The following is a 13,374-nucleotide window of genomic DNA, read 5'->3' on the forward strand; positions in this document are numbered from 1 at the left end:
CTCTGCTGAAAGGTGTCTCCCATGCGTTCCCTGCTGACCGCGCTCGCCGCGGGCGCCCTTGTGTTCGGCACTGCCGGAATCGCGAGTGCGGACGTGAACGTGGACATCGGTCCGCAGTCGTCGTACACCATCGTCTTCGGTGACTGGCTTCGGTTCGCGGGCGACGACGTGTTCAACGCGGGCAACGACAACACCGTCGGCTCCAACAACTGACGCGTTCCGTCACTCCCGGCGCCCCGCCGCATCTCTTCGGCCGCGGTGGCCAGGGCTTCCCGGAAGCTGAGTAGGGCTAGGCAGTTGAGCAGGGCGGTGTTCCGAGTCTGCGCTATTGGGGGATGGTGAGCAGGATGCGGCCGTGGCCACCGCCGGCGTCGACGTGGTCGTGGGCCTTGGCGATGTCGTCCAGCGGGTAACGGTCGCCGACGGCGACGGTGAGGGCGCCGACGGCGGCTGCGGAGGTGAGGTCGCGGGCGGCCTGACGCTTGGCCTCGGCGGGGAAGTCGTCGCTGCCGAGCAGCCGCAGGGTGACGTTGTTGAACAGCAGCGGCCAGAAGGGGATCTCGGTGCGGTCCGTGCGGGTGGCGTAGGCGGCGATGACGGCGTTGTTGGCGGCGACGGCGTTGTCGAGACCGGCGTTGTCGGACAGCGCGACCTCGATGATCCGGTCGACGCCCCGCGGCGCGTACGAGCGGATGGCCGCGGCGGGGTCGCCGGTATCCAGGGCGACGGCGTGGGAGACGACGGCCGCGTCGACACGGCTGAGGTCCGCGGTTCGGCGGACGGTCGCGATCACAGTCGCGCCGGCCCAGTGGGCGAGCTGGGCGGCCAGGGAGCCGACGCCGCCGAGAACTCCGTGGACCAGGACCAGTTGGCCGTCGACCGGGCCGTCGGCGAAGACGGTGCGGTGGGCGGTGATGCCGGGGATGCCGAGGCTCGCCCCCAGCTCATCACTCAGATGATCCGGCAGAGGTACGGCTTGGTGGTCAGGTACGACGGTGTACTGGGCGGCTGTGCCGAAGGGGCGGTAGGACTGGGCGCCGTATACCCAGACCCGCTGTCCGACGCGGCGGGCGTCGGCTTGGGCGCCCACGGCGTCGATGACTCCGGCGCCGTCGCTGTGCGGGATCACCCGCGGGAAGGGCATGGACGAGCCGAGCCAGCCGCGCCGTTTCTTGGTGTCGCCGGGGTTGACGCCCGAGACGGTGACGCGGACGCGGACCTCGCCGGGGCCGGGGACGGGATCAGGGAGTTCACCGACGTGCAGGACATCGGCGGCGGGGCCCTGGTCGTCATACCAGGAAGCAAGCATGGGGGTACCTCCGTGGACAGTCAGCTCGCGGGAGCGGCGGGCGCATGCGGATCGCTGTCGGTGCATGCGGTGTCGAATGCGGGCGCCTTCTCCCCGAGGGCCTCGCGCAGCCAGCTCCGTTCGGCGCGGCTGGTGGCGCGGGCGGTGAGCAGCATGCCCCGCCGGTAGGGGTCGGCGATCTCCTCGGCGCGCAGGGGCCGCTCATTGTCGTAGAAGAAGCTCGCCGGTTCCTCCAGGAACTCCAGCCGTCTGCGCAGCACCGCGTGCTGTGCGGCCACGTCGGGCAGGTGGGAGAGGAAGGCCAGGACGACGTAGAACCGGGTGAAGTCGGTGATCTCGTGGTCGGCGGGCTTGCGCAGGCGCTGAAGCATTTCGGCCCGTCCGGCCGCGGTCAGGCTGAGCACGTACCGGGCCGCCCCCGCGGCCGGGTCGGCGCGCCGCTCGATCAAGCCCGCCCTGGTCAGACGATTGATCGCCGGATACAGGCTGCCGTCACTGACCGGCCGCGTATAGCCGGTCAGCTGTGAGATGCGGCGGCGCAGCTCGTGTCCAGGCAGGGGTCCCTCGGCGAGGAAGCCGAGTATCGCGAGTTCCAGCATGAGTCCATCTTCGCACGCGAACATCGATTCGATGCGAACATCGATTCGATGTTACGCTCGCTGGTACCCGTCCAAACGTCTCTGGAGAGGCACAGCAAGATGCCATCGCAATCCACCGAGTCAGTGATGAACCGTTTCGTCGAGTTCATCAACACGGGCAACGAGGATCTCGCCCGCGAGGTCATTTCTCCGGACGCGGTGTTCCATGCGCCAAGCCACCCGGCACCACTGCGGGGGCCCGATGGGTACTTGGAAGTCCTCGGGATGATGCGCAGCGCCTTCCCCGACGTCCAGTGGACGCTGGAGGAGACGGTCACCGAAGGCGACACCGTGGCCGCGCGGTTCACCATGCGGGGAACCCACGACGGTGAATTCTTCGGGATCCCGGCGAGCGGCAACAAGATCTCGGTGCAGGCCATGAACTTCTACTACCTGGCGGACGGCCGGATCGTCGGCGAACGGGGCCAGCCCGATCTCCTCGGGGTGATGCAGCAGATCGGTGCCGTACCGGCGCCGTGAACCTCGTAGCGCCGGGTGAGCCTTCTGCCGCGCGGGATTGCCGCTGCCGGGCGGGGGCCGTACGGCGCGGTGGCAGAGGGCGAAGGCCCGCACCGGAGCGCGGGCGGCCGGCGCGGGTTCACCGCAAGAGGCCCGTCTTCTTCTTGCTCCGGCGTCTTCGCGCAGACAGCGCCCGTTCGGCGAGAGCTTTACACCTTGTCACCGCTGACGTGACCGAGCCGGGTACGGAACTGCTCGCTCTACGGCGAATACTGCAACCCTCGAATACCGACAGTCCACCAGTGGCAGCGGAATCCGCCGGCCGTCCTGACTCGGTGGGCGGGGGCCGTCACCACGGGGAGCTGTCCGGACGATCACGAGGTGCGTACTATCGGCTCGTGATCGATCACGGTATCGCTCTGCCCTACTACCGCCTCCATGTCGTGCCTGCGGTCGTTGCGCTGGCCAGCCCGACATGGCAGCGAGAGGTGTGGCTCGACCCGGATCAGTTCGAGGACCTCGACCACATCGTGCACGCGCTCTTCGACGACTTCTGTGATGCGAACAGTCCTCTGCCTTGGCTGGGGCAGTCCCTTCGCAGCGAGGAGGAGGTTGAGCTGATGGCACGTCTTGGTGCTGCCTACAGCGCGGTGCAGGACTCGGTCGGCGCCGCTGCCCACGACGAGGTCTATCTGGACTCACCAGGCTGGTCTGCCGTAATCGCCGCGGCAGCACGGTTGGCCCAGCTGCTGGTGTCCAATGATCACTCGGCGTTGAGCAAGTTGCATGACGCCGGCCATCGCCGGCCGCCTGGCACCGAGCCGGTTGAGTCCGGGACGGAAGGCCAGCACGTCGATTCATGACCGCATCCAGATGACCTGGGCCGCGTCGAAGCCCGGTGGTCGTCCTCCTGGTGACCCCTACGCAGGCGACAGCAGCGTTGAGTCACCACTGCGGCGGCGCGGTGGAAGTTGATTCACATGAAGGTCACGCGCATCCCGCCCTCGGTCAGGACTTCGAGCACCAGGGCGACCAGGTCATACTGCTCGCCCTCCGGCGCCAGGACGCGGGACAGGTGCTCGCGCGCGGTCGCGGAATCCCGCCAGAGCAAGGTTGCTGGGGCGGTGCAGCCGAAATTGCCGCGCAGACAGTCCACGAGGGCGTCCAGGCAGCCGCCGAAGTAGCCGCCCGGACCGTTGACGGCCTCGCCGAGTGCCAGATAGAGGCCCGGTTCGTCGGTGATGTGCCGGCCGTCCAGCTCGTACGCGTGTCCCGTCGGCCGGGCCTGGTGCGCGAGCCGACAGCCCCGTTCGCGTACGAGATCGAGCCAGGCCCCGCGCTGCCGGGTTTCGAGCCCGGCCCAGGCGCCGGGGGCGTCCGGCGGGCCGGCGAGCCAGCGTTCCCAGACGGGCCGGGCGTATCCCGGTACGGGTGCGAGGTATCCGTCGATTTCCAGATCAATCAGGTCCGACCCGTGGGACGACGGGTGCCACGTGCGGACTTGGGGCCGCAACAGCCGGTCGGTGAGCGGCTCACCCCCGTCGTCCCGTATTTCCAGCCAGGCCTCCTCAAGGTCCAGCGCGCGCCGGGTGCCAGTCGTCAGTGCCCGCCGTAGCCGATCACCCTGGGCGAGCCCCCGCAGCACGATCGGGGGCGCTGCCTGCTCGGGCGGCAGGACGCGGGTGAACTCTCGGCAGGAGCCCAGCCACCGGTACCCATCGTGCAGTCGGACAGGAGCCCGGTATCCCTCGGGCGGGCCCTCGTAGTCGTCCAGACCCGTGAGGACGAGACCGTCCGTTCCCGGGTGCCGTCCAAGGCTCTCCGCGTCCCCCAGCAGCCAGGCATCGAGCGTTCTGTCCTCCGGCACCAGCCAGACCCGGCTGCCGACCCAGCCGCGCACCTCGGCTCCGTCCGGAACCCAGCCGAACAGTTCGTACGTCCCGCGCCGGGGTTCCCTGAACAGTCCCTCCGCCTCGGCGCAGACGCCCCAGACATGGCCGCCGTCTGTGTCCGTCAGCGTGTAACGTCCCTGCTCGCGATGGCCTCTGTCCCTATGCACGGTGGGAATCATGCCCGGACCGGGAGTGGACCGTGCGGTGCTTTTCGTGGTCGGTCAGAGTGACTCGAGGCTGTGCGCTCCGTCCGGCGGACGGCGCCTACCAGGGCTTGCCGTCGAAGTGATGTGGATCACTCTGCGGCTGCTTCGTGTCGGGCCTGCGCGATCATGACCGGAATGGACGCTCGTTTCCTTGGCATCACTGATCTCGTCGAAGCCCCGTCCGTGGCGGTCGTGGTCGACGTCATGCGTGCTTTCACCGTGGCTGCCTGGGCCTTTGCCCAAGGGGCGGAAAAGATCGTTCTTGCCGAGTCGCTGCAGGAAGCCCTGGCGCTCAAGGCTCGCCACCAGGATTGGGTGGCGCTCAAAGACGGTCCGCCCGCGCCCGGGTTCGACATGGTCAACTCGCCAGGCCTGCTGCGGTCTGTCGACCTTGGCGGACGGACCGTTGTGCAGAAGACCACGGCAGGGACGGTCGGCGCCCTTGCGGTCAAAGAGGCGTCGTTGGTGCTGTGCGCCGGCTTCGTGGTGGCGGAGGCAACGGCTCGGCTCCTGCGGACGCGGAAGAGTGACAGTGTCACGTTCGTGGTCACCGGCGAGGGTGGGGACGCCGATGAAGATCTGGCGTGTGCTCAGTACATCGCTCGGAGAGTCACCGAGGCTGGGACGGATGCTGCTGAGTTCCTCCGCCGCGCTGCCGAGTCGCGCGCCGCGGCCGAACTGGCGAAGGGGGTGCGTCAAGGAGCGCATCCTGACGACGTTGCGCTCTGTCTCGAGGTCGACCGGTTCCCGTTCGCCATGGTGGCGACCTTGGAAGGCTCCCTCATGGTCCTGCGTTCACACGCGATGCCTTCGCTGCCTGACGAGAACCCTGTCTGATCGTCGGCGAGGTCAACTCTCAGCATGCGAGAGCGAGTTCCCTGTCGAGCTCCCTGGCGGGCTCTTCACAGGTGCAGAAGCGTGCGAGTCACGGCTGTAGCGGTGTCGAGGGGAGCGAGGCTGCGGTGGATCTTGGCCATGACGCTCGCGCCGAGCCACAGGTCGTACAGGGGCTGGGCGATCTCGCGGGGGGTGCCTTCGATGGAGAGCGATCCGTCCTGCAGCCCGTCGGCGATGGTCTGCTCGAGGCGGTCGACGATTGCGTTGGTTCCTGCCTTGAGCTGCAGACGCATCGGCTCCGACAGGTCGGAGACCTCGGCGCCGAGTTTCACGGCGAGGCACTTGCCCTGGCACTCGTCGAGGCTCTGCGTCTCGCGCCACTGCTGCCAGTAGGCCATCAGTCGTTCGGCGGCCGGCTTCCCGGACGGGGCGAGAATGCGGTCCATGTCCGTTACATAGTCCGCGAAGTAGCTGCTCAGCAGCGCTTCGCCGAAGGCGTCCTTCGAGGGGAAGTAGTGGTAGAAGGAGCCTTTGGGCACGCCGGCCTCCGCGAGCACCTCGTTGAGGCCGACCGCGGAGTAGCCCTTGTGGGCCATGATCCGCTGAGCGGCGTCGAGAATGTTCTTGCGGGTGTCGGGGCTGCGTGCGGTGACTGGCATGACAGTAATGCTAGCCCGGATTAGACCAGTCGTCTAGATCTTCAGGAATCCAGGCGGTCAGCGGAAACGTCGCCCCATGCGTACGAGCAGGAGGCTGATCCGTCGCGTCTCTCCGCGTACGGTTTCCCGCCTGACATTCCCGCATGGCGGACGGGACTACCGAGAGCTCGGGGCGGGGACTGGATGTGCTGCTGACGATGGCGCGTGGCGCCGGGCCCGCACCGGGATCGGTGATCGCGGAGGGGCTCGGGCGGCACCGGGTTCAGGTGGTGCGGACTCTGCAGAGCCTGGTGGCGGCCGGGGTGGTCACACACGATCCGGTCGGCCTCACCTACGACCTCGCCCGGCTGCACATCAGGCGGTCCGGGTGGTGCGGGCGCGGCTGCTGGCCGAGGGGCCGGAGGTGCTGCGTGAGGCCTCCGAGGCTCGGTACTGCCACCCGGCCGGAAGCTGCCGCATGGGCCGGGCCGACGACCCCGCCGCCGTCGTGGACCACACCGGCACGGTCCACGGCATCGAGGGCCTGCACATCGCCGACGCGTCTGTCTTTCCCGACATCCCGCGCGGGACCCCCGCGCATCCCACGGCGGTCGTCGGGGAGCGGATCGTGGACTTCCTGAAGGAGCTCTTGTGACTTCGTCGGTCCTGCCCGCAGGTCAGGCCGCCGGGCCGGTGCCGTGTAGGCATCCGGCCCGGCGATGTCGGTGGCTGCTCGCGCAGCATCAACGACATACGAGCTCACGCGCTCACGCGTTTGCCTTGAGGGCCTCGGGGAGCAGCTTGATGAGGGCGTCGGCTGCCGGGCCGGAGGAGGCGGGGTTCTGGCCGGTGATGAGCAGGCCGTCCTGGACGACGTACGGCTCCCAGTCCCCGATCTTGGAGTAGAGGCCCCCGAGCTTCGTCAGTTCGTCCTCGACGAGGAAGGGGACGATGTCGGTGAGTGCGACCGCGTCCTCTTCGGTGTTGGTGAATCCGGTGACCCGCTTGCCGCGGACCAGCGGGGTGCCGTCTTCGTTGGTGGTGTGGCGCAGGACGCCGGGGGCGTGGCAGACCAGGGCGAGGGGCTTGCCGGAGCGCAGGGTGGTCTCGATGAGGCGGACGGAGACGGTGTCTTCGGCCAGGTCCCAGAGCGGGCCGTGGCCACCGGGGTAGAAGGCGGTGTCGAAGTCGTCGGCGGCGACGGAGTCCAGGCGTGCGGTGTTCGCCAGCGCGGTCATGGCTTCGGGGTCGGCTTCGAAGCGGCGGGTCTGGTCGGTCTGGGTGGCGGGCTCGTTGCTCTTGGGGTCCAGCGGCGGGCGGCCGCCCTTGGGCGAGGCGAGGGTGATGTCCCAGCCGGCTTCCTTGAACCGGTAGTAGGGGGCGGCGAGTTCCTCCAGCCAGAATCCCGTGGTGCGGCCGGTGTCGCCGAGCTTGTCGTGCGAGGTGAGAACGATGAGGACCTTCATGGACACTACTCCTTCGAATCAGTAGACCGGTCGTCTCTTGAGGGTGAAAAAAATGGACCGGTCGTGTCGGGTTGAGTTGGAGCGGGGTTGCCTGCGGCCGGTCGGCGCGGGCCGTGGCGTGGCTGGTGAGGCGTGACAACGAGGCGGACCGGGATGTCGGGGACTGCGTGTCGCATTCCGACACCCAGGACTATACGACTGGTCTACTCGGTCGTCAATGATGTTCCGCAGGGTCAGGATGTGTGGGCGGCCGGTGATGCGGGCAGCCAGGGCCTTGGGCGCGGCGCGATGCGTGTCCCGGCGGCCGGGCGATGAAGGTCATCGCCAAGCCGGCTACGGCGAGCACGGCCCCGGCGCCAGCACGGAGGCCGGGTTCCACGCACTGCTCAGTGCCTGCACGAGGACGGGGATGGCGCACCCGATGTAGGTGAGGCCGTAAAAGACGGCGATCACTGTTGCGACCGCCGACCGCCGACCGCCGACCGCCGACCGCCGCCCTCCTGAGCATGGGCGAGCGACTCCACCAGCCCCGCAAGCCGCTCACCGGAAGAAGGCCATGGGCCGAGCCCAGAAGGACGGCGGCGGCGACGAGAGAGAATGAGTCGGTGCGTCGATGAACTGATCGGCGCCCAGCTCGCTCAGGAACGATTCATGCGCGCCCGATGCCACCGCGATGACGCGTGCGCCCTTCCATTCCGCCGGCTGGAGCGCGAAGTGCCCCACGCCGCCAGCGGCGCCGTTGACGAGCGCCGTCGTGTCGGCGTCGAGTGCCGTCGGGCGATGCGGTGCCTCCTGGCAGGGCGAGGGGTGATCGTGTCCGACCTCGGTCAGGAACTGCCACGCTGTCAGCCCGGCCATGGGCGCCCCGGCGGCGTGCACGTGGTCGATGCCGGCCGGCTTGTGTGCGAGGTCCGAGGCGGGCGCGGCCACGTACTCGGCGTATGCGCTGCCGTCGAAGCTGGGAAAACGCAGAAGACCGAAGACTTCATCACCTGCGGCGAGGCCGTCCACGTCCGCGGCGACGGCCTCGATGACGCCCGACACGTCCGCCCCCGGAGTCACCGGCAGGCTGACCGTCGATTCCGTCTCCCCAGGCATCCTGGTCGGCCCGTCGCGCAGGTACCGGTCCGGAGAATTGATGCCGACCGCGTGCACGCGAACAGCGTCTCACCCGGCCCCGGGTCGGGAATCGGCACCTCGTCACAACGCAGAACCGCAGGGCCGCCGTGGTCATGGAGCCGCACCGCCCTCATCGTGTGTGCCGGCATCGTTCTCTCGCGCCCGCGTTGCGGGATAGGCTTATTCGGATCAGCGCTCCACATAAGTGGACCGCTGATCCGAATACATGGACCATTGATCCGGATAGTCAAGAGGGGCAGATGCGGGCCGACGCCAGGAAGAACCGCGACCACCTGCTCGCAGTCGCGGGCACCGCCATCACCGAGCAAGGCGTCGACGTGTCCATGCGCGACATCGCACGCAGGGCCGACGTCGGGCTGGCGACACTGCTGCGGCACTATCCGACGCGTGAGGCGCTGCTCGAGGCCCTGCTCCACACGAGCTTCGACGAGCTGACGGCGGCGGCAGACGCCCTCGAGACGTCGAGCTCGCCCGAGGATGCTCTCGTTTCGTGGCTACGCGACTGCGTCGCGTGGACCACCGAGTACCGGGGCGTGACAGTGCTGATGGCAACCGCCATCGAGGACACCGACTCCGCACTCCACGCCTCGTGCGTCACCCTGCGCGCGGCCGGTGCGCGGCTCCTCACCCGTGCGCAGGCCGCAGGCATGGCGCGGACCGACATCGACGGCACCGATCTGTTCGCCCTGATAGCGGCGCTCGCGTGGCTCAGCGATCAACCCTCGCTCGCCCCACGCGCCGATCACCTCTTCGATGTAGTCGCGAGCGCGATCCTGACGAATGCGGCGAGCACCGACACCGGGGGAGCGCCGCCCCGGGCCCGTAGCTGATTTCGTCGCGCATGGATTTGTTGATCTGGTGATGTGATCGGCTGAGTGAACGCAAGCCGTATCCTCTGCGGGCCGAAGACGTCTGCGAAGCCCTCGGCCGCGAACTGCTGCCGAATGACGTCGAAGGCACCCGCGCCAGCTGAAACGCCTGGTCGAACTCGGGATCCTCACCGAGGCCGACACCGGCAACTTCGCCAGGAAGCGATAGCCGACAGAACCTCCATCAGCGGCCTTGCTCCCGCCTCAGCCAGAAACGGACATCACCTTACGAACCGCCCACTCAGGGCACGCAATACGTCCTGCGCGCCCCTGGACTCCACTCGAGGAACTCCTCTGCGGTGGTGAACATGCACCGCCACCTCCAACGGCCTTGTCAGGGACTGTTAGGCCGATTGGCCGGAGGGGTGAGTGCCTTTGCAGGTGATCGGGCACCCATGTCCTGTCCGGCCCCCGGGCACCCTCGAGCTACTCATCAGACCCCCGTCGGGAGCCTCGCATGGAACCAGCCGCTGTCTCGAGAAACTGTCCGTTCGACTATGCCGAGGCGCTCGAGTTCGACCCTGTGCTCAAGCACTTGATGACCGAAGAGCCCGTCTCCCGCATCCGGCTGCCCCACGGCGACGGCGAAGCCTGGCTTGTCACCGGCTACGACGATGTGCGCACGGTGACCACCGATCGGCGTTTCAGCCGAAGCGCCGTCATCGGCCGGAATTTTCCGCGCATGACCCCTGAACCCATTGTTCAGGACGAGGCGATCAACGTGATGGACCCACCGGGCAGCAGCCGCCTGCGCAGCCTGATCTCCAAAGGCTTCGCGCCCCGCCACATGGAACGCATGCGGGTCCGCACCCAGCATGTCGTGGACGAGCTGCTGGACCGGATGGAGGAGCACGGTTCTCCCGCAGACCTCACCGAGCACCTGGCGGACCCCCTGCCCCTGGCCACCATCTGCGAGGTCCTCGACATCCCCGAGGCCGATCGCGCCCAACTGCGGTCCCACGCCCGGACCATGATGGACACCGGCATCGGCAACCGGGACAACGCCGTACAGGCCAAGGCCGATCTGCGTGCCTACTTCGAGAGACTGACGGCACACCGGCGTGAGAACCCCGGCGAGGACCTGATCAGCACTCTGGCCGCGGCTCGTGACGGAGATGAGATTCTCAACGACCAGGAACTGGCGGTCATGGCCATGGTCCTGCTCATCACCGGCCAGGACACCACCACCTACCAGATCGGGAACATCGCCTACGCCTTGCTCACCCGTCCCAAAGAGCTCGCCATGCTGCGCTCCGATCCTGGGATGCTCCCGCAGGCCATCGAGGAACTGCTGCGCTTCATCCCCTTCCGTAAAGGCGTCGGCATCCCCCGCGTCGCCACCGAAGACGTGGAACTGAGCGGGGTGACGATCCACGCCGGGGACATCGTGCACGTCTCCTATCTGACGGCCAACCGTGACGGCCGGAAGTTCGACCGTCCTGATGAGCTGGATCTGGAACGCGCTGGCCCGTCTCACATGACCTTCGGCTGGGGTGGGCATCACTGTCTCGGCGCTCCGCTCGCCACCACAGAACTGCAAGTCGCACTCGGAACCGTTCTGGAGCGCTTCCCCGGTCTGAAGCTCGCGAAGCCGGCCGAAGAAGTGCGCTGGAACAAGACGTCGATCTGGCGCTATCCGCTCGCGCTGCCCGTCCTCTGGTGACCGCCGCGCCCCCGGCAACGCGCCGAGTCCATGTGTCCGAGGTCCCCTCGTAGGCCCTTTGGACGGCTGCCGCCCACAGCACTGCGCCCCGCCGCCGGGCCCAGCGGCGGGGCGCAGTGCTCGGCTCCGGGGGTGCATCGCCCGCCTGTCGGCGATCAAGGGTGGTTCAGGGTCACGTAGTTCCCCATCCCGGAATTCTTCTGATCGGTGATGGGGTAGGGCGGAGTTCGGGATCGAGGGACCTGGTCATCGCGGGGCTCGCGTTGGCCGGCCCTCGGCCCGGGTCGGCAGGCCGACGGTCCGTCCGGATGAGGAGAACGTCCGTCGTGGGCGACATCACCGAGATCTACGTCCACTGGTACGCGGGCCGCTCGCAGAGCGAACCGGCCGCGTCCCCGGGACTGGATCGCAGGACGATCGGGAAGTACCTGGCGCCGGCGGAGACGTCCAGGATGGCCCAGGGCAGCAACCCGATGATCCCTTGGTCAAGGAGATGGGCGGCTGAACCCCTCTTCGAGGCGGCCGCTCGTCGTCACGCCGTGACCGCATCTCAGATCCTCGGCCGGCCACCGGCCACCGGCCACCAGCCACCAGCCCTCGCCGGACGAAGGCCGAGCCGTCCCTCCACCGGAGCAGGGCCTGGGGAACTACGTGAAGTCACCCCTGGGGAAATACGCGAACGTCCGCACCGCCTCGCCGTGGCCGAGAACAAGGCCGTCACCGAGGGCGTCGGCCAGGAGGCCGGCCTGCGATGATCCGGGCCGTCCCGTTGTGCTTCTCGCTCGACATGCGACGCTCACCCTCCCGTCGTAGCGTGAGTCGGACGGCTGATCAAGCCGTGGCGGATCACCTTCCGCCCCAACGGGGAGAGCTTGAGTCTTCGACATCTGCCCCGACCGCGCCCGTGCCAGGGGTATCGAAACCGGCGCCGGAGCCCACCGCAGGTCTGTTCGCACCGTTTCCGCGCGGACGGATGCGGGTGGCTGCCGCCGGAAGACGAACAGCCCGCATCCGGCCAGGGCCCGGCTATGTGGACCACGTCCGCGGGAGGCATTCCATGGCGGTTCTCTGTAAGCCCGCAATCCAGGTACCCGAGTACGTCATCACCAACGAAGAAACCCTTGAGCTGGCGCAACGGTTGCACGGCGACCATCCGCAGCTCGATCTGATCCTCAGACTGATCGAGCACACCGGGGTGCAGAAGCGGCATCTGATCCAGCCGATCGAGACGGTGCTGCAGCACCCGGGCTTCGACGCACGCAGCACCACCTACGAGGCGCACACCAAGGCCCGCGTGCCGGCCGTGGTGCGCCGGGCGCTCGACCACGCGGAACTGGAGCCGCAGCAGATCGACATGATCATCTACGTCTCCTGCACCGGCTTCATGATGCCCCCGCCGACCGCATGGCTCATCGGCGAGATGAGCTTCCGGCCGGAGACACGACAGATGCCGATCGCCCAACTCGGCTGCGCAGCAGGCGGCGCGGCCATCAACCGGGCACACGACTTCTGTACGGCGTACCCCGACGCCAACGTGCTCGTCGTCGCCTGCGAGTTCTGCTCGCTGTGTTATCAGCCCACCGATCTGGGCGTGGGGTCGCTGCTGTCCAACGGCCTGTTCGGCGACGGAATCGCCGCGGCCGTGATCCGGGGCAACGGTGGCACCGGAGTCCGCCTGGAACGCAACGGCTCGTACATCATCCCCAGCACCGAGGACTGGATCTCCTACGCGGTCCGGTCCACAGGTTTCCACTTCCAGCTCGACAAGCGCGTGCCCGGGACCATGGAGCCACTCGCCCCGGCGCTGCAGGCCGTCGCGGAACAGCACCAATGGAACGCCAGCAAGATGGACTTCTACATCATCCACGCGGGCGGCCCGCGCATCCTGGACGACCTGAGCCTCTTCCTCGACGTGCCACCCGAGGCGTTCCGCTTCAGCCGCGCCACGCTCACCGAGTACGGCAACATAGCCAGCGCGGTGGTACTCGACGCCTTGGCCCGCATGTTCGACGAAGCATCAGCCCTTGAGGGCCACCGCGGCCTGATGGCCGGCTTCGGGCCCGGCATCACGGCCGAGATCGCCCTGGGCACCTGGACTTCGGAGTTCGAGTCCTGACGCGTCGCCGTGCCGTCTCACGATGAGGATCGGGTCACGTTCACGCGCACATCGTGGATACCGGCACCGATTCCGTCACGCTCACACCCCTCCGGCTCTGCTGGCCTCCCAGGCCCGCCACTCTGCCGGGCAGCGACCCAC

At 68.1% G+C, this 13,374-nt stretch carries 14 protein-coding genes and 2 pseudogenes; 10 read left to right on the plus strand and 6 right to left on the minus strand.

Going from position 1 to position 13,374, the window contains the following annotated elements:
- The first annotated feature begins 21 nt into the window (after positions 1–21).
- Positions 22–213, plus strand: a complete 192-nt coding sequence (locus ACFWBD_RS13980; RefSeq protein WP_385666669.1) for a hypothetical protein — start codon at positions 22–24, stop codon at positions 211–213.
- 112 nt (positions 214–325) lie between these two features.
- On the opposite strand, the gene ACFWBD_RS13985 is transcribed toward ACFWBD_RS13980, so the two are convergent.
- A complete protein-coding gene (locus ACFWBD_RS13985) occupies positions 326–1,309 on the minus strand; it encodes an NADPH:quinone reductase (protein ID WP_385666670.1) in 984 nt (327 codons plus the stop codon).
- A gap of 20 nt (positions 1,310–1,329) precedes the next feature.
- Entirely contained in the window at positions 1,330–1,908 is a 579-nt protein-coding gene (locus ACFWBD_RS13990) for a PadR family transcriptional regulator (RefSeq protein WP_385666672.1), read from the minus strand.
- A 48-nt stretch (positions 1,909–1,956) separates the two neighbouring features.
- Here ACFWBD_RS13990 and ACFWBD_RS13995 point away from each other — a divergent pair, with 48 nt between their 5' ends.
- Complete coding sequence (locus ACFWBD_RS13995) at positions 1,957–2,427, plus strand: ester cyclase (protein ID WP_385666674.1); 471 nt, start codon at positions 1,957–1,959, stop codon at positions 2,425–2,427.
- A gap of 377 nt (positions 2,428–2,804) precedes the next feature.
- A complete protein-coding gene (locus ACFWBD_RS14000) occupies positions 2,805–3,269 on the plus strand; it encodes a hypothetical protein (RefSeq protein ID WP_385666676.1) in 465 nt (154 codons plus the stop codon).
- 113 nt (positions 3,270–3,382) lie between these two features.
- Here ACFWBD_RS14000 and ACFWBD_RS14005 read toward each other — a convergent pair whose 3' ends face one another.
- Complete coding sequence (locus tag ACFWBD_RS14005) at positions 3,383–4,477, minus strand: barstar family protein (protein ID WP_385666678.1); 1,095 nt, start codon at positions 4,475–4,477, stop codon at positions 3,383–3,385.
- Positions 4,478–4,639: 162 nt separating this feature from the next.
- Here ACFWBD_RS14005 and ACFWBD_RS14010 point away from each other — a divergent pair, with 162 nt between their 5' ends.
- Entirely contained in the window at positions 4,640–5,341 is a 702-nt protein-coding gene (locus tag ACFWBD_RS14010; RefSeq protein WP_385666680.1) for a 2-phosphosulfolactate phosphatase, read from the plus strand.
- Between the two features lie 65 nt (positions 5,342–5,406).
- Here the strand turns inward: ACFWBD_RS14010 and ACFWBD_RS14015 are convergent, their stop codons facing one another.
- A complete protein-coding gene (locus tag ACFWBD_RS14015) occupies positions 5,407–6,000 on the minus strand; it encodes a TetR/AcrR family transcriptional regulator (protein ID WP_385666682.1) in 594 nt (197 codons plus the stop codon).
- Positions 6,001–6,197: 197 nt separating this feature from the next.
- On the opposite strand from ACFWBD_RS14015, the pseudogene ACFWBD_RS14020 reads away from it, so the two are divergent.
- Both ACFWBD_RS14020 and ACFWBD_RS14025 read left to right on the plus strand, forming a co-directional pair.
- A pseudogene (locus ACFWBD_RS14020) lies at positions 6,198–6,260 on the plus strand (hypothetical protein); the annotation flags it as partial.
- 107 nt (positions 6,261–6,367) lie between these two features.
- Positions 6,368–6,634, plus strand: coding sequence for a GMC oxidoreductase (locus ACFWBD_RS14025; protein WP_385666684.1), 267 nt, complete (start codon positions 6,368–6,370; stop codon positions 6,632–6,634).
- A 112-nt stretch (positions 6,635–6,746) separates the two neighbouring features.
- Here the strand turns inward: ACFWBD_RS14025 and ACFWBD_RS14030 are convergent, their stop codons facing one another.
- Both ACFWBD_RS14030 and ACFWBD_RS14035 read right to left on the minus strand, forming a co-directional pair.
- On the minus strand, positions 6,747–7,445 hold the full coding sequence (locus ACFWBD_RS14030; RefSeq protein WP_385666686.1) for a type 1 glutamine amidotransferase domain-containing protein: 699 nt from the start codon (positions 7,443–7,445) through the stop codon (positions 6,747–6,749).
- 609 nt (positions 7,446–8,054) lie between these two features.
- A pseudogene (locus tag ACFWBD_RS14035) lies at positions 8,055–8,713 on the minus strand (NADP-dependent oxidoreductase); the annotation flags it as partial.
- A 111-nt stretch (positions 8,714–8,824) separates the two neighbouring features.
- Here ACFWBD_RS14035 and ACFWBD_RS14040 point away from each other — a divergent pair.
- The 4 genes from ACFWBD_RS14040 to ACFWBD_RS14055 all read left to right on the plus strand — a co-directional run bounded on the left by ACFWBD_RS14040 (position 8,825) and on the right by ACFWBD_RS14055 (position 13,233).
- Complete coding sequence (locus tag ACFWBD_RS14040; RefSeq protein ID WP_385666688.1) at positions 8,825–9,415, plus strand: TetR/AcrR family transcriptional regulator; 591 nt, start codon at positions 8,825–8,827, stop codon at positions 9,413–9,415.
- Between the two features lie 496 nt (positions 9,416–9,911).
- Positions 9,912–11,117, plus strand: a complete 1,206-nt coding sequence (locus tag ACFWBD_RS14045; RefSeq protein ID WP_385666690.1) for a cytochrome P450 — start codon at positions 9,912–9,914, stop codon at positions 11,115–11,117.
- Between the two features lie 326 nt (positions 11,118–11,443).
- The gene (locus ACFWBD_RS14050) at positions 11,444–11,872 is read left to right on the plus strand and encodes a hypothetical protein (RefSeq protein ID WP_385666692.1); all 429 of its coding nucleotides are present in this window, start codon (positions 11,444–11,446) and stop codon (positions 11,870–11,872) included.
- 302 nt (positions 11,873–12,174) lie between these two features.
- Complete coding sequence (locus ACFWBD_RS14055; protein ID WP_385666694.1) at positions 12,175–13,233, plus strand: type III polyketide synthase; 1,059 nt, start codon at positions 12,175–12,177, stop codon at positions 13,231–13,233.
- Positions 13,234–13,374: the final 141 nt, after the last annotated feature.

It is taken from the genome of Streptomyces sp. NPDC060002 (genome assembly GCF_042737245.1).
Classification (GTDB): Bacteria; Actinomycetota; Actinomycetes; order Streptomycetales; family Streptomycetaceae; genus Streptomyces.